Source organism: Gemmatimonadaceae bacterium (genome assembly GCA_037721215.1).
Lineage (GTDB): Bacteria > Gemmatimonadota > Gemmatimonadetes > Gemmatimonadales > Gemmatimonadaceae > UBA4720.
In genome coordinates this window covers 12,477-30,596 of the sequence record JBBJNV010000034.1, presented here as the reverse complement: position 1 = coordinate 30,596, position 18,120 = coordinate 12,477, and the positions used below count along the sequence as shown (strand labels likewise).

Genomic DNA, 18,120 nt, shown 5'->3' with positions numbered 1-18,120 from the left:
AACCGGAAAACCGTGCGTCCAAGAGCGAGGTCTCCGTCGGTTCGGGCAGGCAGTGGCGGACCCTGGTCGGCGGGCCCATCGCTTCCCCCACCACCGTCACCATCACCGCCTCCCGGCTGGATGGGGACATTGATGCTATCATCACACCCAGCGACAACGGCGAGGCAGAGAGGAAGGAAGAACGTTCGGAGCTTGAGCGCAGAGATGAGGTTCGGCTTCATTGCGATTCCCCAGATTGTCCCGCAACGAAACTCACTGTCATCGAATGAGCGGGCTGCGGAGATGCGACGCCGACTTCAACGCCGGTAACACGATTTGCACGCTACGGATGCGCAGGCCGGCCGGCAACGTAGCAGTTTGTATAAGCGCGCGAATAACTATTCCGGTCGCTGAGCGTTGGTGGCCGCAAGAACGCCACCACGCATTCCTCCATGGAGCCGGATGCCGCAAATCGCCACATTGACCGTGAGATCAGCGGCTGCAGGCGCATTCAGGCCGGGGCCAATGTCCATCAGGTGGGCGCCGCGGCGGTCGGGGAAGCTAGCGGTGTCCGGGCCCCGTCGTTTGACAGATGAGCGGCTTGTCAGCTCCTCAACAGATCAAGGGTCAATCCCGTAATGTCAGGTGCCTGCCTTCCCCGCATCCGCCCCTCCTCGGGCAGATGCCAACTCTCGCTCTTTGCGTTTAAGTGTTGCCGCCCGCTTCATCTCTCGTCCCAGCCGCTCCCAGATTCCTGAAGGCTCGCCACTTGCCCTGCGCACACGCCGGGTCAGCGAAGCGCGAGTGTCTTCGCCACTTTGCGGAGCAGTGAGCAGAGCAACCCCGGCGCCAAGCACCACACCGATGACAATTCCGAGCCCGAGGAGACTCACAGACTGCACATCAGGGGTCGATTTGTATGGCTTCCCAAGTGGGCGTTGCGCGGATGGCCGTGGAGTAACCAGGGAGTCTGAAGGTGGCGAGTACATGGCTGTAGGATTGGGTGGTAAGGTATTTGCTTCCGTTGGGAAGCTTGCAATACTTATGCGAGGAAGACGATGAGCGAGTCTGGTAAAATGATTCTGCTTGTTGAGGATAACGAAGACAACCGAATCGTGTATTCCACCATTCTCAAGCACTTCGGCTACGAGGTAACCGAGGCATGGAACGGTGAAGAAGGTATATCCAAGGCGAGGTCGGCAATGCCTGACCTCATACTGATGGATATCTCCATACCGATCATCGATGGCTGGGAGGCGACGCAGGTTCTCAAGCACGACCCCGCGACCCGACACATCCCGATCATCGCGTTGACCGCTCACGCCCTGGCATCGGATCGCGAGAAGGCGTTCGAGGTTGGTTGTGACGGATACCTTGCCAAGCCGTGCGAGCCCCGGGCGGTAGTCGCTGAAGTGCAGCGATTCCTCGGCGGCAAGAATGGCCACTGAGGACGCTGGCCAGGAGGATATTAAAAAACGTATCCTTGTGGTCGATGACCACGAGGACAACGTTGAGGTTCTCCGCGCCCGGCTGGAGGCGCGGGGTTATGACGTGCTGGGTGCGAGCGACGGCCAGGAGGCGCTCGACACCACGGCGAGGTGGATTCCTGACCTGATTCTGCTCGACGTCATGATGCCCAAGATGGACGGGCTCGAAGTCGTCCGCAGGCTCAAGGCCAACAAGGATCTGCCTTTCATTCCCGTGATCATGCAGACGGCGCTCGATTCGACGGAGCGTATGGTTGCGGGACTGGAAGCCGGCGCCGACGACTACGTTGCAAAGCCGATCAACTTCGCTGAGCTCGAAGCGAGAGTGAAATCGCTCCTGCGGATCAAGAAGCTGCAGGAGGACCTGGCGGAGAGAGAAAGACAGTTGTCCGAGGTGAACGACAAGCTGCTGCACATCTCCCTGACTGACGGCCTCACCGGCGTAGACAATCGCCGGTCGCTGGAAGAGCGACTCCACGAAATGTTCGAGCATGCGCTCCGGCTGCATGAGCCGATCGCGGTTGTGATGTGCGATATCGACCACTTCAAGCTGGTGAACGACACTCATGGTCACGCCGCCGGCGACGAGGTCCTGAAACAGTTTGCCGGGATACTCAAGCATCAGGCGCGCGAGATCGACCGCGTTGGGCGCTATGGCGGCGAGGAGTTCCTGCTCCTCCTTCCAGGCACAGTGCTCGACGCTGCGGTAACCTTCGCTGAAAGGCTGCGGGAATGCGTTGACCACCATACATTTTCGTTCGAGGGCGGCACGCTGCGGAAGACCGTGAGCTGCGGCGTAGCGGCGTTCCCGCACCCACGGGTGTCCGGACGCGATGCGCTGCTCAAGGCAGCCGACGATGCACTGTACGTTGCGAAGGAAGCGGGGCGGAATCGCGTGGTGCGTTTCGACAGTGCGGAATTCAACGCTCATACCGACACACAGGCAAAAGCGGATGCCACCAACAATGGCGCGAATCCCGAAAACGGCGCAGCCGCCGGAGCGAGCGGCGGTGCTGAGGGAACTACTAAGTAGCGCCTCTTACGAGTACTACGTGCTGGACGCGCCGTCGCTCGCGGACAGTGATTACGATTTGCTGTTTCGCGAGCTTCAGACAATCGAAGCCGCAAACCCGGAACTGAGAGCCGACGATTCTCCGACACTCCGAATCGGCGCGCCTCCCGCCAGCCGACTCGAAAAGCACGCCCATATCATGCCGATGCTTTCGCTCGGTAATGCGTTCGATGCCGGTGAGCTCGAAGCGTGGCAGGAGAGGCTGCGCAGGATCGCGCACAATGAGATCGCGAAGTCGGGGTACACCGTCGAGCTGAAGATTGACGGCGCCGCCGTCAGTCTCACTTATGATGATGGCGTGCTGTTGGTCGGAACGACGCGCGGTAACGGAAGTATCGGCGAGATTGTAACCGCAAATCTTCGCACGGTGAGAGGCATTCCGTTGCGCCTGCGCGGAGGAGCGCCTTCCGGACGCATCGAGATCCGGGGCGAGGTTTACATGCCCTTCTCACTATTCGAGAAGATGAACGAGTCGCGCGTGCAGGCCGGTGAACCTGTGTTCGCCAATCCACGAAATGCGGCTGCCGGCAGTCTGCGCCAGCTCGATCCCGCAATCACTGCAATGCGGCCGCTGCGATTTTACGGATACTCGGTGGCGGTGGGGGATGCGGGAAAGCTTCCGTTCGCGACCCAGTGGGATCTGCTCGCCGGTCTCGAGCGTTGGGGCATTCCAGTGGCGCCGCACAGAGCGCGCTGCGCACAGCTGGGCGAGGTGCACGACTGGAGTCATCGGGTAGAGCATGCCCTGCGAGGGAGCCTCGATTTCGCCATCGACGGTGGCGTGGTCAAGGTCGACAGCATGTCGTTGCAGGAAGAGCTGGGAGTCGTCGGCGGGAGGGAACCTCGATGGGCGATCGCACGAAAGTTCGCGCCCGATATCGCCGAGACAAAGCTTCTTGATATCAGAGTCAACGTCGGGCGAACAGGGGCGCTGAATCCGTACGCGGTACTGGAGCCGGTGGAGATTGGCGGAGTTGTCGTCAAGCTGGCCACCCTCCACAACCAGGATGTGGTACGGGCGAAGGACCTGCGCGTTGGCGATGTCGTGCAGGTCAAGCGAGCTGGCGACGTCATCCCCCAGATCATTTCATCGGTGCCGGAGAAATCGGGAGAACGCGCGGATCCGTGGGCAATGCCGGAGGTGTGTCCGTCGTGCGGCGCCGTGCCTGTGCGTGAAGAGGGGGAGGTTGCGATATACTGCCCGAACGTCGCCTGTCCAGGCCGCCGTCTCGAGGGGCTGGTGCATTTCGCATCACGCGGAGCAATGGATGTTCGCGGACTCTCGTACGCCCGGCTCGATCAGCTCATCGAGGCAGGGCTCGTCAGAGACGCGGCTGATATTTTTTCTCTCAAGCGAGATCAGCTCATGCGCCTCGAAGGTTACGCGGCAAAGGGCACCGACGCACTTCTGGCGGCCATCAGGCAATCGAAAACTCAGCCCTTCTCCCGCCTCCTTGGCGGTCTGGGGATCCGGCACGTCGGGTCGACAGCGGCGCAAACCCTCGCGCGCCATTTCGGGACACTCGACAGAATTGCCGCTGCAACCCGCGACGACGTGCTCGCCGTGCGTGGAATGGGCGATGTCATAGCGAATGCAGTTGTCTCATACTTCGACGATCCCGCTGCCCGCGAACTGGTGCAGAAGCTGAGAGCGAGGGGCGTCAATTTCGACGAGCCCCGTCAGGTAGCCGCGGGAGGGGCACTTGCCGGCAAGACGGTCGTCATAACCGGGACGCTTCCGACGCTCACCAGAACTCAGGCAACCGAGGCGGTGGAGCAGGCGGGCGGCCGTGTTACGAGCTCGGTATCGAAAGCGACCAGTTTCCTTGTTGCCGGTGAAGAGGCCGGCAGCAAGCTAGAGAAGGCGCGATCGGTCGGCGTCGAAGTAATTGACGAGGCGACGCTCCTCGATCGCATCTCGCGCAGAGCCTCAGCGCACTAGTCGTACTAACTTCATCGACACCATGCCAGAAATACAGATGCCAATGCTGATCGGAATAGGGCTGCCTACGCTTCGGGAATTGCGAAAGGGAGTGCTGATCGCAACGCCCCGCGGTGAATCGGGCTCGGACGCGGTCCATGTGCTTCGGGAAGCGGGCTACGCGGGGGGCACTGCCTTGTTCGACGCGTTCGAGCATTGGCTCAACCAGTCAGAGTCAGTGCGCCAGACACCTGCCGAAAAGAGCAACGGCGGATCGAATGATGATGGTGCCGGCGGGCTCTCGCTGCCTGAGTTCGAGGAACATGCGTCGAGGTTTTTTCGGGATGCGGGGTGGGGTGAAGTCTCGTTCGCCGCGCGCGAGGAAGACGGTATTGCGGAAGTGGAGATTACCGACTGTTGGGAAAGCGCCGATGGCACCATTAGCGAAATGCCTGGCTGCCACGTGACAACGGGAATGCTTGCCGCGTTCTTCGAGCGGATTGCGGGCTTTCAGATTGCTGTGTTCGAGACAGACTGTCGCGGTAGTGGTGGTTCACGCTGCTGCTTCGCCATGGGAAACGCCGACGTCATGCAGTTCGAATGGGAAAAGCTTGCCTAGTCCGATGTGTGCGCCGGACGTCCACGCGAGAGAAGTTGCCGGTTAAAGCCCGAGCACATCGGCGTACAGGGGGTTTGACATCAACTCCCCGTCGACGATGACTTCGCGGTCCCATGGCAGTACAATAGTGCTTTCGGTAGCCAGACCATGGAAATCGGGCGCATAGCTGCCGGTACGAAACCCGACTGCCGTCCGCACCTCCTTCGCGCCGGCGTTGACGATCGCCGCTACGGCCATGCGCATGGTGTCGCCCGAATCGCAGGTCTCATCGACGATCAGCACCCGCATTCCACGGACTTCATGAGGCGCCGCGCCAAACACTGCTGGCGTTTCTCTTACCGAGTCAGCCCGGAACTTGCGACTGATCACGATCGAGTGGAACTCCTTGCCAAGCATGGCGGCGATCACAGCTCCCGGCACGACACCGGCGGTCGCTATGCCGACGACCATATCCGGCTCGTAGTCGCGCGAAACCCTGAGAGCAAGTGCCCGTGACAGCTCGCCGAATAGCGGCCATTCGACCTGAAGCACGCCCAGGGCTGGGTCGAATGACTGTTTGCGTGGTGACATGTCGATCCAACCTAGCTCTGGCGCTCACTCGACGGTAGATTCGAAGCGATGTCTTTCTGGAGTCGCTTTAGCGGCGGGAAGTCCAAGAGCGAGCAGAAGCGCCTCGACTACCTGAGCGAGGGGCTCGCGCTCGAGCGTCAGGGGGATTACGAGGCTGCCCTCACCTCCTACCAGCTCGCCCTCAGGGACGAACCCAACAATCACAGGGTGTTGCAGAACATGGCAATCGCGTACTCGCGCTTGGCGAGACCGACCGAGGCCATTCGCTGCTACCGGCGCGCGCTCGAAATTCAGCCGAAGCTCTCGGGCGCCCACTATGGGCTCGCATACCTTCTGTTGCGCCGCGGCGAGAAAACCGATGCCGCCTATCATCTCGAGTCCTTCCTGATGGATCCCCCCGCTCCGAGTGCTGAAGCAGACCGGTGGGTGCGTCACGCCCGGGAAACGCTCGATCAGATCCGTACGTCTGATGACAAGACGGCCCCGCCGGGCGACCTCGAGACGGGTGAATATCCCGAGGTCTCCGAGTAGATGGGTGATGTGCTCGCAATCGTCAGTCAGAAGGGTGGTGTAGGCAAGACGACGACGGCGGTGAATCTCGCCGCTGCTTTCGCCCGGCGGGGCCTCAAGACCCTGATCGTCGACGTCGATCCGCAAGGCTCTGTGCGCTACGGCGTAGGGCTTCGACGTGGCCAGGACACGTCCGGCTTTGCCGACTACCTCAACGGTCAGAAATCGCTGCGGGAAGTGATTCTTCCGACAGCGCTTCCCTGGCTGCGGGTTATTCTTGCGGGCTCGGTTTCAGATGAGGCCGATCACGGGATCTATCAGCAACTCATCGCCGAAACCGACCTGCTCGCTGAACTTCTCGAGACGGCACGCACGCGCTGCCATGTCGTGGTAGTCGATGCGCCGCCTGGCCTTGGGCCGATCACTCGCAAAGTGCTCGAAGCCAGCCAGCACGTCATCATTCCCCTGCAATGCGAGCCGCTCGCCCTTCAGACCACCCCTCAGATTCTGAGGGGCATTCAAGACGTGGTCGCTACCAACAAGCATTTGACGCTTGACGGAATTCTGCTCACGATGTTCGAAGCCGGGCACCCCGCCAGCGAGCGCGTAGTCGATTATGTGCGACGGCATCTTCCATCGAAGATCGTGTTCAACATCGTCATTCCGAGAACGATCGCTACCGCCGACGCGTTTGCCGCAGGCCAGCCGGTGGTGCTTCGAAGCCCCGCCGATCCGGCGTCCCAGGCTTACATCAACCTCGCGACACAACTGTCGGACAGGTTTTTGTGAAACGCGGCCGGGTGGCCTTCGTGGCGGCAGTGACTGCAATTCTTTTGGCGGGTGCGTGCACCGAAGTTCCCACGGAACCAGACGCGGTATTGTCGGTTGCCTTTGATTCCCTGCCGTCGCCGTCGGTCGTACTCGGCGATACTCTTCGCGACATCAACGGTGTCGTCCGCCCGCTCTTCGCAACTGCCTATAATTTTCAGGGCGATGTGATTCCCGGCGCATCCGCGACGTTCACCACGCCCGACCGCGGCATCAGGATAAATGCGGCCACTGGCGTCGTCACCGGCGATAGTCTGCGCACGACTCCGGCCAGAATCGTTGCCAGTATCGGGGGGATCCAGGCCATTCTCCTGCTTGATGTCACTCTGCGCCCTGACACAGTCGGAGTATCGAACGGCCGTGACAGCCTGTCTTATTCATTGACCGATTCATCCCGCAACTTGTCGCCCGTGCTGAGTGTCAAGGTGCTGCACGGACTTGCCACAACCGACAGCGCGGTTAAATCTTGGCTAGTGACATTTGTGGTGGCCGGTGGCACTGCACCCGGACTCGCGACCCTCGTCAACGATGCTGGCCGTCCATCACAGGTGGATACCACTGACGCAAGTGGAATCGCCGGGCGTAGAATAAGGCTCGACCCAGCGCGCCTGACCGCGCTCGTGGACTCCGTTATTGTGCAGGCGACGGTCAGGCACCGTGGCGTTGCAGTTCGCGGCAGTCCCGTCCGTCTCGTGCTCAGAGTCAAGCCAGGGTAGATCAACCGCCAACCCAGAGAGGAGAACGTGATAGTAAGTGGTGGACCGCCGCCGGCACCCGGCACTATCAACAAGCTTTTCTTCGACGCGGTCGAACGCTATGACAAGCCGGACGCGCTCCAGTTCAAGTCCGCTGGCGTTTATCGGCCGATATCACATCGTGACCTGGCAGACCGGGTGCGGCATCTCGCGATGGGTCTGCGCGAACTCGGCGCCGAGGCTGGGGATCGGATCGGGATCCTGTCCGAGAACCGGCCGGAGTGGGCAATTGCGGACTACGCATGTCTCACCATCGGTCTCACCGACGTTCCGCTCTTCCCTACTCTTCCCGCTGACCAGATTGCCTGGATCCTGAACGACTCTGGAGCGGTTGCGGTATTCGTGTCGACGCGTGCGCAGGCGGAAAAGATCGCTTCGATCCGCGCAGACGTGCCGCTGCTTGGCAAGGTGATCAGCTTCGAAGATGTGGGAGAACTTGCCGACATCACCATCGCCGCCGTCGAGTCGATCGGGGCGAAAGTGGAAACCTCCGAGTCGAAGAACCAGTACCGTGCCGATGCCGACAAGGTTCAGCCGGACGATCTCGCCACTCTCATTTACACCTCGGGCACGACAGGGCAACCGAAGGGAGTGATGCTCACACATAACAATCTTCACTCCAACGTCGAAGCCAGCCGCGTCAAGATTCCGTTCGCCGGTAACGACGTGTCGCTCAGCTTTCTCCCCCTTTCGCACGTCTTTCAGCGGATGGGCGACTACATGATGTTCGCGACAGGAACGTCGATCGCATACGCGGAGAGCATCGACGCAGTGCCGGTGAACCTCCAGGAGGTGAGACCGACGATCGTGCTGTCGGTGCCGCGTCTGTACGAAAAAATGTATGCCCGCGTTCATCAGAGTGGCGCTTCGGGCGGGCTCGTCAAGCGCAGGATTTTTTCCTGGGCGACGAAGGTCGGGGACAAGTTCGCGGATGTGACACTTGCCGGTGGCAAGCCGGGGGGAATGCTCTCCCGGCAGTACGCCCTGGCGCAGAAACTCGTCTTTTCGAAACTGAAGGAGCGTACCGGCGGGAGACTGAGGTATTTCGTCTCGGGGGGCGCGCCGTTGTCGCCGGAGATCAACAAGTTTTTTTACGCTGCCGGCCTCGTCATCCTCGAAGGCTACGGCCTTACCGAGACGTCGCCTGTAATCGGTGTCAACAGCCCCGAGCATTTCCGGATCGGCACAATCGGGAAGCCGGTCGGTGGCGCGGAGGTGATGATTGCCGCCGACGGTGAGATACTGACACGCGGTCCGAGTGTGATGAAGGGTTATTACAACAATCCGGCGGCGACTGCTGAGGCGATTGACGCCGAAGGATGGTTCCATACAGGCGACATCGGCGAGATCAACGATGGCTTCGTCTCGATCACCGACCGCAAGAAGGACCTCATCGTGACGGCCGGTGGCAAGAACATCGCGCCGCAGCCAATCGAGAACCTCGTAAAGACCAACAAGTTCGTGAGCCAGGCTGTGATGCTAGGCGACAAGCGGAAATTCCCATCGATGCTGATCGTTCCCGACTTCGAGGAACTCGAGTCGTGGGCAACGAACAGCAATATCACCTGGACAAACCGGGCGCAGCTCATCACGATTCCAGCGGTCGTCGCGAAGGTCGATGAGGAAGTGGGTCTACAGCTCGCGCGGCTGGCTCAGTTCGAGAGGCCGAAGAAGATTGCTCTGCTCGAGCACGAATTCACGATCGAGCGCGGCGAGCTCACCCCCAAGCAAAGCGTCAAGCGCAAGGTCATCAACAACGACTACAGGGAAATCATCGACGCGCTATACGCGGAACGCTAACGTCCAAGGGTCACGAGCTCGCCGACAGATTCGGCGACCACGTACCGCTCATCGCGGGCGAGCTGCTTCAATCCGCCAGGAAGCGACATCGACGCCGGAGCGACGAGGCGTCCGCCCGGCTTGAGCACGCGGACGATTTCCCTGAGCACTACCGCATCGTCTGTTGCGGTATCGAGTGCTACGCCATCCACCGAGCGTGAGGCAACCGGAATCGGGCTGCCTGTCCTGATCGAGCCGACTCCTTCGCTGTCAGTCACTAGACCGGGTATCGGATTCAGCACGAGTACACGGCCCGAAAAAAGGCTCGAGAGTTCGCAACTCTCGGCGGCGAGCGAACCGGTGAGCAGCACGAGCATGCCGGGCCGCAACATGCCGAGCATGGCGGCGAGCCGGGTTACGGCCTCAGCTGACGGCGGAGTTGCGCCGGTCACCTGCTCTGTCGCTGTCTCACCAAAAACAGCGACTCCATCGACGATTGCGTATTGAGTCTTGCAGATTGGGCAGCCGAGTCTCCCCTCGATTACGATTCTCTCCTCAATTCGGCTGAACGCGGCAACCAGCCAGGTTTCCTCATGCGGCTCGGGGCAGCGGAACAGATCGATGAACTCTATATGCATGGCGTCGGCTGGACCGGTGGCCGCAAAGCGGCGGCTTTCAGCTTCGGGAGAGGCGCAGCTCGTCGATGTTGACCTCCTCGGGCTGCTCCAGCGCAAACAGCACCGCGCGCGCAACGGCCTGTGGCGAGAGCATTGACTGGCGGCTCGGATATGGAGTGGCGCCGCTCTCGGTATCTATGGGATCCCATAGACTTGTGTCCACGGCCGACGGCGAAACCAGAGTGGCCCTGACACCGGTGCCGCGCAGCTCGGCGAGCAACACCTCATGCATTGCTCGCAGGCCGTGTTTGCTTGCCGCATAGGCGCCGTTGTCCGGAAATACTGACCGATCCGCAACCGAGCCGATGGTCACGATGTGACCGCTGCCCCTTGCACGCATCCGGGCCAGGAATGCACGCACGAGGATGAACGGAGCGACGAGATTGGTCTGTAGCGACTCAGATAACGCGACAACGGACAACTCATGCAGCGGGGCCAGGTGAAATGACCCGGCATTGTTCACCAGAATATCCGGTGCGTCACCAAACGCACGGCTCACTTCAGCAGTTGCTTCGTCGACGGACCGGCTGTCGGAGAAATCACATCGAATGACAATGGAAGCACTTCCGATCTCGGCTGCGACTGTCTTGAGCGCCGACTCCGTTCTTGCAAGCAGCGCCACCCTCGCGCCCGAAGCAGCCAGCTGCCGCGAAATCTCTGCCCCGATGCCGCGCGACGCGCCAGTGACGACAACGTTCCTGCCGGACAACGCGGGCATGCCCAACGCCCTAATCCCTGCCGTTGTGCGCCAGGCGCAGAAACTCGTCGCGAGTCTTGGGATCGTCGCGAAACACACCGCGCAGCGCCGAAGTGATGGTTTTCGAGTTCTGCTTCTGCACGCCGCGCATCATCATGCACAGGTGGTGCGCCTCGATTACCACCCCGACACCCATCGGTTCCAGCACGTCGCTCAAGGCTTCAGCAATCTGCTCGGTAAGCCGCTCCTGTACCTGGAGACGCCGCGCAAAAACGTCGACAACCCGGGGCAGCTTCGACAGTCCAACGATGCGGCCATTCGGGATGTAGGCGACATGCGCCTTGCCGTAAAACGGCAGCATGTGGTGCTCGCACATCGAATAGAGCTCGATATCGCGCACCATCACCATGTTGGGATGACATTCGTCGAACAATGCGTCACCAATTACCTGGCGGGCATCCTGCGCGTACCCCTGCGTCAGCCATTGGAGTGAAGCAGCGACACGGCCCGGAGTCCTGAGGAGCCCCTCGCGCGATGCATCCTCGCCGAGCAATTCGAGCTGTCGGCGGACCAGATCCTCCATTGCGTCAGGTCCCGGTGTATTCGACATAGTTGTTGTCGGTCTCCCAGAGAACAAGTCGGGTCAGCTGCGCCGGAGCCACAGCCGGTTGCAACACCTTCCAGAACGCGACCACCATGTTCTCGGCGGTAGGAATTCTGTCGTTCATGAACGGTACGTCGATGTTGAGGTTCCGGTGATCCACGACGTCCACGACCTCGCGCTCAACGATTTCCTTCAGCCGGCCTAGATCGAGCACATAGCCCGTACTTTCGTCGATCACTCCGCCGACCGACACGTCGAGAATGTAATTGTGCCCGTGCCAGTTGGGATTGTTGCATTTGCCGAACGTCGCCTGGTTCTGTGCGTCGGAGAAAGCCGGATTGAATACGCGATGCGCGGCATTGAATCGCAGGCGGCGAGTGACCGTGACGTGTGGCATTTCATTCCCGGAGGGAAAGCGCAGAAAAAAAAGCCCCGCCGGCACACAACGGCGACGGCGGAGCTCCAGACGAGCAGGAACGAGGAGGTTTTTTGAAGCCCGGTCGAATTTATGAGGTCCTCACTCCTGCCTCGTGCCTTCCCCGCACTGGGGCGTGACGTCAGCCTGATTTATCGGACCCACTCGAAGGACTTAACGGCTCAAAAAGTGAGACTCCTCATTCCTTGAAGGTGCGACTGCACACCCTTGTAACACTTATAATTTAGGGACGCGCAAACTCACCGTCAACGAAATTGAAATGAACCTGAAACTCGTCGCAGGGATAGTGATGCTCGTACTCTGGACGGGCATCACCGCTATCACCGAAGCACCAGGATATGTCCATCTGCTGCTGGTGTTTGGTGTGTTTCTCCTTGTCTGGGGCGTGACTCTACGCGGCGCACGTGTGGCGCCCGCGGCCGAAAAAAACCAGGACCGCGTCAGGTGACGGCACCGTTGGGTGGCTACACGACGCCCTCTGATTCGTCGGACAGCGCCGCACTCACTGGTGTGGCCGAACAGCCGCAACCGTCTGAACTATTTCGCGACCGGCCTGTCGTCGTCACGGGAGCAGCGGGACTGGTGGGATCGCAGGTATGTCGTGTACTGACTGACGCTGGGTGGAAGGTTCGCGCCGTTGTGAGAGACATCGCAGGCGCGACAACGCGAATCGGTCAGATCCCCGTCGAGATTCGCGTGGGCGACATCCGCAACGCTGAATCGATGCGCGCCGCGATGGCTGGCGGGAGTGCACTCGTCCACCTGGCCGCAATCGCGATTGAGAAAAGCGGCGAGAGTTATGCGGACGTCAACACCGATGCAACAGCGGTAGTTCTCGATGCCGCGCGGCGCGCCGGCGTTGAACGGGTCATTTACATGTCGCAGAATGGGGCCGACAGTTCCTCTCCGTACGATTTTCTGCGCAGTAAAGGGCGCGCGCAGGATATGGTTACAGCCAGCGGCGCAAAGTGGACCATACTCCGGCCATCGGTAATATTCGGACCGGACGACGAGTTTGTGAACGTGCTGGGGCGGATGGTTCGATTGTCGCCGTTCGTGTTCCCTCTTCCCGGCGGAGGCACGGCGCGCTTTCAGCCCATTGCCGCCGGCGATGTTGCGACTGTGGTGAGAAAGGCACTCAGCGACAATGCCACAATCGGTGGGAGCTTCTCGATCGGAGGTTCAACACCACTGACTCTCAGGCAGATGACAGAGCGGATTCTTGTGGCGATGAACACGCACCGCAAGCTCGTCGGAATGCCGGTGAGTGCGGTTCGTCCACTGGTTGCCGCAGCGCAGAAACTTCTACCCAGGCCGCCGCTGACGACCGCGCTGCTCGATCTGCTCGCGATCGACAATGTGATTCCTGAAAACGATATCACGACGGTGTTCGGTATTGTCCCGGTTCCGTTCGCGCCGGAGGAGCTGCTTTATCTCCGGAAAATTACCGCTGGCTCGGCACTGGGGTCGATGTTCGGAAAATCCTAAGAGGGTTGGGTGCTCAGTTCACCCACTCAGCGACAAACAGGTTCGTGTCACCCTGCGTTGCAGCGCCCCGATTCGACGCCCACACCAGTCGCCGGCCATCGGGGCTGAACATGGGAAATCCATCGAATCCTTCGTCGAACGTGATCTGTTCGAGACCGGTGCCATCTGCGTTGACGAGATACAGATCGAAGTTGCCGCTGCGCGGCTGTTTGTGGTTCGACGAGAACACGATCCGATTCCCGTCGGGCGTCCATGACGGCCCGAAGTTGGCGCCCCCAAGCCGTGTAATCTGGCGTTGATCGGATCCGTCGGCGTTCATGACGAACAGCTCGACACGGCTCGGACGAACGAGGCGTTGTGAGAGCAGGGCGCGGTATTGCGCGAGCTGAGTGGAGTCCGATGGATGATTCGCGCGGTAGACGATTTTCCGGCCGTCGGGTGACCACCAGGCGCCGCCGTCGTAGCCGGGCGTGTTGGTGAGGCGGCGGACATCGCTGCCATCGGCGTTCATTGTATAGATGTCCAGGTCGCCATCCTTTAGCGACGTAAAAACTATGCGGCGACCGTCGGGAGAGATCACTGCCTCGGCAGTGTAGACGTTGTACGATGTAAGACGTCTTGTGCCGGTGCCGTCGCGGTTCGCGGTGTAGATGTCGTACGGGTCGAGGGGCCAGACGTAGCCGCTGGCTGGGTCTGGTTTCGCGGCGCAGAGATCTTCGTGGGCTGTTGTAGACGCGAAAAGCAGCCTGTCGCCGCCCGGGAAGAACCATCCGCAGGTGGTGCGGCCGCGGCCGTCGGAGACTCGCTTCAATCCAGTCCCGTCGATTTTCATGACGTATTGCTGGTCGCACTTCCGCTCGCCGCGTGACGCCTGGAATGTCAGCCAGTTTCCGTCGTCAGTGAAGTATGCTTCGGCGTTTTCTCCGCCGAAGGTGAGTTGTTGCAGGCTGGATAGATGTCGCTCTGACGGAAGGGGCGGTACTGGCGCAGCGGCGTTCGCTGCCGGTTGTCCGGTCGCGGGAAGCGGTTCGCTGGAGCGACCTGGGTAGGCTGCCCCGCGATTCGCGGACGGCGCGCATGCGGCCACGGCGAGTATGGCAGAGCGGAGTGAGATCGTTCTGAGAAGCATCGGCACGAATATAGTGTGGTGGTCAATTTTGGTCGTTATCGGATGATCCGAGGGCAAAAAACGATGTTCCCTGCGATGGGCTATGGTCTACGGCCGGCATGGCTGGAATCTTCGCGGTTGTCGCGGCGTTGGGAGCGGCGCTCTTGAAACGCCGCGCCGCTACAATCGGACTGCTGGTCGCAACACCCATGACTGTCTTTCTACTGGCCAGCGTTCTGTTCGCTGGTAATGTGGGGGCGTTCGCTCGTCACGACCTCCTCCTTCTGGTCGGCGCCATTGCCGGTGCGTTCGCCGGCGCCTATCTCGGCACACGACTATTCCGCCAGACAGATAGCGCGGCCTGACAGCACGACCGGCGACGAAAAGCTTCGCGCGGTACCGAGGTAGACGTTTGCCCAAGCCGTTGCAATGACGGGGGAAAGGTCGGGATGGCGATTCGAGCGTCTGCGAAAGTACTTCCCGTGGGCGGCATTCGGGGCGAACTACGGCAATCTACTTACACGGGCAAATGTTTGATCCGGCCGGGACGTGCCAAATAGGGATATCGCCCGATTTTCGCTCGTCGCCCGCCGCGCGAGATTGGGTTGAGCCCAATGTGCATCGCGGTCTCATCGCACAATCGCGCGCCGGAAACTGGTTCGGCTCGCATGCGGTTAAGACGCGGCTTGCCCCACTGAACTGCGGGGGGGGCTGCCAAACTGAGAGAGGAAATTCATGAAGAGGCGAACCTACCCTGCCCGGTGGTCCGTGCACTGCATGTCGAAGCTCGTACTTCCCGCGCTCGACGCCCGCGCGGTGTCGCTACGCACTCTTGCGACGCTCGGGTTCGCCCTTCTCCTCTCCGCCTGCGACGCGCAACGCACGGTGTTGCCACCCTCCGCCGCCGTCCAGCAGAGCTCGGCTCTTTTGACGGGGTCGGCGGCAACGGCGGATGTGCTCGTCGGCTTCACCCAGGCGCCTGGCGCCAGTCAGGTGACGCTCGTCGAGTCGCTCGGCGGGCGCGTCACGCGGCGATACAAGTACATTCCCGTGGTCGCTGCCTCGATTCCCGTCGCTCAGCGTGACCTGCTCGCCGCGTCGGCCGGGGTCAAGTTTGTCGAGGACGATAACGAGCTCGCGCCGTATGGCGGCAAGCAGATCATCGACTATGGTGTCTCGAAGATCGAGGCGCCCGCAGCGTGGGCGCTCGGCTACAGCGGGCAGAACGTGAAGGTGGCGATTTTCGACTCGGGGATTGACCTCACCAATCCGGACCTCGTCGTCGTCGGCGGCGTGAACTTCATTCCCAACTCCGCAGCCGACCCGACCGTCGACCCATTGAACTACGGCGACTGCTTCGGCCATGGCACACATGTCGGCGGGATCGTCGGCGCCACCAACAACGGGAACGGCACGGTTGGCGTCGCGCCCAAGGCGCAGCTCTACGCCATCCGATTCTTCGATTGCGCCGGAGGCGGCGCGACCAAGTCGCGCGAGCTCGCCGGCCTCGAGTGGGCGATCGACAACGGGATGGACGTCATCAACATGTCGTTCGGCTGCTGCACTATCGTGCAGGCGGGGCAGCGCATCCATGTGCCCCTCGCGAGCGAGGCCGAGGAGATGGCCATGAACGCCGCCTATGAGCGCGGAATCGTGCTCATCGCAGCCTCGGGCAACAGCTCGGTGGTCAACGGGCAGAGCGTCAACCAACCGGTGATAGCCTATCCAGCGGCGTACGCCTCGGTGGTCGCGGTCGGCGCGACCGATGACGAGGATCGACTCTCATCGTTCTCGCAGTTCGGCGACGACCAGGAACTCACCGCGCCTGGGGTGCAGAACTTGTCGTCGTACCTGGTGGGAAAGGGAAGCCGCGCCGCGCTCACGGTGGACACTGACGGCGGCAACGAGCTCGGGAGCATTCCGATGCTCTTCGCGGGGCTGACGTCGAGGACCGGACTTACGTCGGCGGCGGTGTTTGCCGGGTTCGGCTCGGCGCCGGAGTTCGCGATGGTCAACTGTGTCGGGAAGATTGCCGTGGTGAGCCGCGGGGCAAACCTGACGTTCGCGCAGAAGACGGAAGCCGCGATGAACGCCGGGTGCGCCGGGATCGTCATGCACAACAACCAGCCGGGAAGCTTCGCCGGCACGCTCGGCACAGCGACGGCTCCCGACGGCCGGGCCTGGATCCCGGCGATCTCGATCTCGCTCGACGACGGACTGTACCTCGACGAGAAGATCCGCAACGGCCCGACGTCGGTCACGCTGCTGAACACCGTCGGCAACCTCGCGTCGCTCAGCGGCACGTCGATGGCCTCGCCGCATGCGGCAGGGGTCGCCGCACTGGTGCTTAGCAAGAACCCCAACCTCACCCCCGCGCAGGTGCGCCAGGTGTTGCGGGCGAGCGCGAACGACCTCGGCACGCCAGGGTGGGATCCGGTGTTCGGTTACGGGCGCATCAATGCGAAGCGCGCAGTGCAACAGACGCCGTGAGGCTCACGGCCGCAGATGTACGACAGTTTGGACTGGGATGCCCACCGCCGGGCTCCATGGCAATTACCCGCTGAATGGGAGACAATTATGCGTATCGTTACTTTCGCCCCCGCCCTCGCCCTGCTGGCTAGCCTCGGCGCCTGCGCCGATGGCGCACAGGCCCCCACCGCCCCCACCGCCCCCATCGCTTCGTCGCCGACCACGGCCGTGGTGCTCGGCAACGAAGTGACCGGAGGGGTGCAGCTCAAGCGCCCGCGGATCGACGTCACCAATTGGATCGATGACACGAAGCAGCTGCTCGGCACGCTCGACCTGCCGGCAGGATCCACCGGCATCGGCACCGGATCGGCCATTCTCATCACGATTCCCAATGAGGGCCGCTTCGGCTGCACCGCCAACTTCATCTGGCGGCAGGGAACGCAGTTGTATCTCGGTGCCGCCGGGCATTGCTTCGTCCCGGCCGCGAGCAAGTCGACCCACGGTGCAGGCGCCGACTACGACGCGTCCGGAGTGGTGGTACAGGTCTGCGTCGAGGGATGCGAAGGGAACTTCCGCAGCTCGCGGCTGCTCGGAAAGTTCGTGACCATCGGCCGGGTGGCATACGCCCGACAGACGGATCCGACGGCCACCGAGGACATCGGCAACGACTTCGGAATCGTCGAGATCCCCGCTTCTCTCGCGCACCTCGTCCGGACCGCGATGCCGGTGTGGGGAAGCTACTCGGGCGCCGAATTTCTCGGCTTCGGCAAGTTCGGCTGCCACTACGGCAACGGTCTGGTGGCTGGGGAGACGGTGCTCACCAAGGCGCGCGTCGGGGTCGGTGGTGGCGGCGATCAGGACTTCTGGCAGGGTGACTTCGCAGGCGCTCCTGGCGATTCCGGATCCGGGTTGATCTCATGCGAGAGCGATGGGCTGGGCTTCAAGGGCGTCGCCGCCGTGGGCGTGCTTACCCACTTGGGTATTGGCGACGGCGAGGTGAAGATCAAGGGTACGAAGTCGAGGGTAGAGCACGGTGCGATCTTCGGCACCACGGTCCGCCGCGCCATCGAGATGGCGCGCGAAGCCGGACTGTCGATCGCGCTGGTGGACAGGCTCTGATC

General features: G+C 61.6%; 22 protein-coding genes. 13 read left to right on the top strand and 9 right to left on the bottom strand.

What is annotated here, in order from left to right; genetic code table 11:
* The 3 genes from WKF55_15580 to WKF55_15570 all read right to left on the bottom strand — a co-directional run.
* Positions 1 to 221, bottom strand: a 221-nt coding sequence (locus WKF55_15580; protein ID MEJ7761001.1) for a hypothetical protein, incomplete at its 3' end; no start/stop codon positions are given.
* A gap of 156 nt (positions 222 to 377) precedes the next feature.
* Positions 378 to 512: a hypothetical protein gene (locus WKF55_15575; GenBank protein MEJ7761000.1), complete on the bottom strand. Its 135-nt coding sequence runs from the start codon at positions 510 to 512 to the stop codon at positions 378 to 380.
* Between the two features lie 108 nt (positions 513 to 620).
* Complete coding sequence (locus WKF55_15570; protein ID MEJ7760999.1) at positions 621 to 872, bottom strand: YtxH domain-containing protein; 252 nt, start codon at positions 870 to 872, stop codon at positions 621 to 623.
* Between the two features lie 165 nt (positions 873 to 1,037).
* On the opposite strand from WKF55_15570, the gene WKF55_15565 reads away from it, so the two are divergent.
* The 4 genes from WKF55_15565 to WKF55_15550 are packed head-to-tail and all read left to right on the top strand — an operon-like array spanning position 1,038 to position 5,078.
* A complete protein-coding gene (locus WKF55_15565) occupies positions 1,038 to 1,427 on the top strand; it encodes a response regulator (protein ID MEJ7760998.1) in 390 nt (129 codons plus the stop codon).
* Positions 1,417 to 2,499 carry a diguanylate cyclase gene (locus WKF55_15560; GenBank protein MEJ7760997.1) on the top strand — a complete coding sequence of 361 codons (1,083 nt, stop codon included), beginning with the start codon at positions 1,417 to 1,419 and terminating at the stop codon, positions 2,497 to 2,499. The genes WKF55_15565 and WKF55_15560 overlap by 11 nt, the downstream gene beginning before the upstream one ends.
* A complete protein-coding gene (gene ligA / locus WKF55_15555) occupies positions 2,420 to 4,480 on the top strand; it encodes an NAD-dependent DNA ligase LigA (GenBank protein ID MEJ7760996.1) in 2,061 nt (686 codons plus the stop codon). The genes WKF55_15560 and ligA overlap by 80 nt, the downstream gene beginning before the upstream one ends.
* 37 nt (positions 4,481 to 4,517) lie before the next feature.
* Positions 4,518 to 5,078: a 4-vinyl reductase gene (locus WKF55_15550; protein ID MEJ7760995.1), complete on the top strand. Its 561-nt coding sequence runs from the start codon at positions 4,518 to 4,520 to the stop codon at positions 5,076 to 5,078.
* 42 nt (positions 5,079 to 5,120) lie between these two features.
* On the opposite strand, the gene WKF55_15545 is transcribed toward WKF55_15550, so the two are convergent.
* The gene (locus WKF55_15545; GenBank protein MEJ7760994.1) at positions 5,121 to 5,648 is read right to left on the bottom strand and encodes a phosphoribosyltransferase; all 528 of its coding nucleotides are present in this window, start codon (positions 5,646 to 5,648) and stop codon (positions 5,121 to 5,123) included.
* A 48-nt stretch (positions 5,649 to 5,696) separates the two neighbouring features.
* Here WKF55_15545 and WKF55_15540 point away from each other — a divergent pair, with 48 nt between their 5' ends.
* Genes WKF55_15540 through WKF55_15525 form a run of 4 tightly spaced genes read left to right on the top strand, consistent with a single transcriptional unit; the run spans position 5,697 to position 9,541 of the window.
* Entirely contained in the window at positions 5,697 to 6,179 is a 483-nt protein-coding gene (locus WKF55_15540) for a tetratricopeptide repeat protein (GenBank protein ID MEJ7760993.1), read from the top strand.
* Positions 6,180 to 6,947, top strand: a complete 768-nt coding sequence (locus WKF55_15535) for a ParA family protein (GenBank protein ID MEJ7760992.1) — start codon at positions 6,180 to 6,182, stop codon at positions 6,945 to 6,947.
* Positions 6,948 to 6,976: 29 nt separating this feature from the next.
* Positions 6,977 to 7,702, top strand: coding sequence for a hypothetical protein (locus WKF55_15530; protein MEJ7760991.1), 726 nt, complete (start codon positions 6,977 to 6,979; stop codon positions 7,700 to 7,702).
* Between the two features lie 27 nt (positions 7,703 to 7,729).
* Complete coding sequence (locus WKF55_15525; protein ID MEJ7760990.1) at positions 7,730 to 9,541, top strand: long-chain fatty acid--CoA ligase; 1,812 nt, start codon at positions 7,730 to 7,732, stop codon at positions 9,539 to 9,541.
* Here the strand turns inward: WKF55_15525 and WKF55_15520 are convergent.
* From WKF55_15520 to WKF55_15505, 4 genes are read right to left on the bottom strand one after another with little or no spacing between them, the layout of a single operon-like run.
* Positions 9,538 to 10,158, bottom strand: a complete 621-nt coding sequence (locus WKF55_15520) for a hypothetical protein (protein MEJ7760989.1) — start codon at positions 10,156 to 10,158, stop codon at positions 9,538 to 9,540. The two genes, WKF55_15525 and WKF55_15520, sit on opposite strands and share 4 nt — an antisense overlap.
* A 37-nt stretch (positions 10,159 to 10,195) precedes the next feature.
* Entirely contained in the window at positions 10,196 to 10,915 is a 720-nt protein-coding gene (locus WKF55_15515; protein MEJ7760988.1) for an SDR family oxidoreductase, read from the bottom strand.
* Between the two features lie 10 nt (positions 10,916 to 10,925).
* Entirely contained in the window at positions 10,926 to 11,477 is a 552-nt protein-coding gene (gene folE, locus WKF55_15510) for a GTP cyclohydrolase I FolE (protein MEJ7760987.1), read from the bottom strand.
* Positions 11,478 to 11,481: 4 nt separating this feature from the next.
* On the bottom strand, positions 11,482 to 11,895 hold the full coding sequence (locus tag WKF55_15505) for a 6-carboxytetrahydropterin synthase (protein ID MEJ7760986.1): 414 nt from the start codon (positions 11,893 to 11,895) through the stop codon (positions 11,482 to 11,484).
* Between the two features lie 298 nt (positions 11,896 to 12,193).
* On the opposite strand from WKF55_15505, the gene WKF55_15500 reads away from it, so the two are divergent.
* Complete coding sequence (locus WKF55_15500; GenBank protein MEJ7760985.1) at positions 12,194 to 12,382, top strand: hypothetical protein; 189 nt, start codon at positions 12,194 to 12,196, stop codon at positions 12,380 to 12,382.
* A complete protein-coding gene (locus tag WKF55_15495) occupies positions 12,379 to 13,422 on the top strand; it encodes an NAD(P)H-binding protein (protein MEJ7760984.1) in 1,044 nt (347 codons plus the stop codon). The genes WKF55_15500 and WKF55_15495 overlap by 4 nt, the downstream gene beginning before the upstream one ends.
* Before the next feature lie 13 nt (positions 13,423 to 13,435).
* On the opposite strand, the gene WKF55_15490 is transcribed toward WKF55_15495, so the two are convergent.
* A complete protein-coding gene (locus tag WKF55_15490) occupies positions 13,436 to 14,551 on the bottom strand; it encodes a hypothetical protein (protein ID MEJ7760983.1) in 1,116 nt (371 codons plus the stop codon).
* Positions 14,552 to 14,649: 98 nt separating this feature from the next.
* On the opposite strand from WKF55_15490, the gene WKF55_15485 reads away from it, so the two are divergent.
* The 3 genes from WKF55_15485 to WKF55_15475 all read left to right on the top strand — a co-directional run bounded on the left by WKF55_15485 (position 14,650) and on the right by WKF55_15475 (position 18,118).
* Positions 14,650 to 14,895 (top strand): hypothetical protein, encoded by a 246-nt coding sequence (locus WKF55_15485; GenBank protein MEJ7760982.1) that lies wholly within the window; start codon positions 14,650 to 14,652, stop codon positions 14,893 to 14,895.
* Positions 14,896 to 15,307: 412 nt separating this feature from the next.
* Entirely contained in the window at positions 15,308 to 17,020 is a 1,713-nt protein-coding gene (locus tag WKF55_15480; protein ID MEJ7760981.1) for a S8 family serine peptidase, read from the top strand.
* An 87-nt stretch (positions 17,021 to 17,107) separates the two neighbouring features.
* The gene (locus WKF55_15475; protein MEJ7760980.1) at positions 17,108 to 18,118 is read left to right on the top strand and encodes a hypothetical protein; all 1,011 of its coding nucleotides are present in this window, start codon (positions 17,108 to 17,110) and stop codon (positions 18,116 to 18,118) included.
* Positions 18,119 to 18,120: the final 2 nt, after the last annotated feature.

Coding starts and splice junctions, on each gene's coding strand:
- WKF55_15575 (MEJ7761000.1), bottom strand. CDS start 512: ATGGACATTGGCCCCGGCCTGAATGCGCCTGCAGCCGCTGATCTCACG.
- WKF55_15565 (MEJ7760998.1), top strand. CDS start 1,038: ATGAGCGAGTCTGGTAAAATGATTCTGCTTGTTGAGGATAACGAAGAC.
- WKF55_15560 (MEJ7760997.1), top strand. CDS start 1,417: ATGGCCACTGAGGACGCTGGCCAGGAGGATATTAAAAAACGTATCCTT.
- ligA (MEJ7760996.1), top strand. CDS start 2,420: ATGCCACCAACAATGGCGCGAATCCCGAAAACGGCGCAGCCGCCGGAG.
- WKF55_15550 (MEJ7760995.1), top strand. CDS start 4,518: ATGCCAATGCTGATCGGAATAGGGCTGCCTACGCTTCGGGAATTGCGA.
- WKF55_15545 (MEJ7760994.1), bottom strand. CDS start 5,648: ATGTCACCACGCAAACAGTCATTCGACCCAGCCCTGGGCGTGCTTCAG.
- WKF55_15540 (MEJ7760993.1), top strand. CDS start 5,697: ATGTCTTTCTGGAGTCGCTTTAGCGGCGGGAAGTCCAAGAGCGAGCAG.
- WKF55_15535 (MEJ7760992.1), top strand. CDS start 6,180: ATGGGTGATGTGCTCGCAATCGTCAGTCAGAAGGGTGGTGTAGGCAAG.
- WKF55_15520 (MEJ7760989.1), bottom strand. CDS start 10,158: ATGCATATAGAGTTCATCGATCTGTTCCGCTGCCCCGAGCCGCATGAG.
- WKF55_15515 (MEJ7760988.1), bottom strand. CDS start 10,915: ATGCCCGCGTTGTCCGGCAGGAACGTTGTCGTCACTGGCGCGTCGCGC.
- folE (MEJ7760987.1), bottom strand. CDS start 11,477: ATGGAGGATCTGGTCCGCCGACAGCTCGAATTGCTCGGCGAGGATGCA.
- WKF55_15505 (MEJ7760986.1), bottom strand. CDS start 11,895: ATGCCACACGTCACGGTCACTCGCCGCCTGCGATTCAATGCCGCGCAT.
- WKF55_15500 (MEJ7760985.1), top strand. CDS start 12,194: ATGAACCTGAAACTCGTCGCAGGGATAGTGATGCTCGTACTCTGGACG.
- WKF55_15490 (MEJ7760983.1), bottom strand. CDS start 14,551: ATGCTTCTCAGAACGATCTCACTCCGCTCTGCCATACTCGCCGTGGCC.
- WKF55_15485 (MEJ7760982.1), top strand. CDS start 14,650: ATGGCTGGAATCTTCGCGGTTGTCGCGGCGTTGGGAGCGGCGCTCTTG.
- WKF55_15480 (MEJ7760981.1), top strand. CDS start 15,308: ATGTCGAAGCTCGTACTTCCCGCGCTCGACGCCCGCGCGGTGTCGCTA.
- WKF55_15475 (MEJ7760980.1), top strand. CDS start 17,108: ATGCGTATCGTTACTTTCGCCCCCGCCCTCGCCCTGCTGGCTAGCCTC.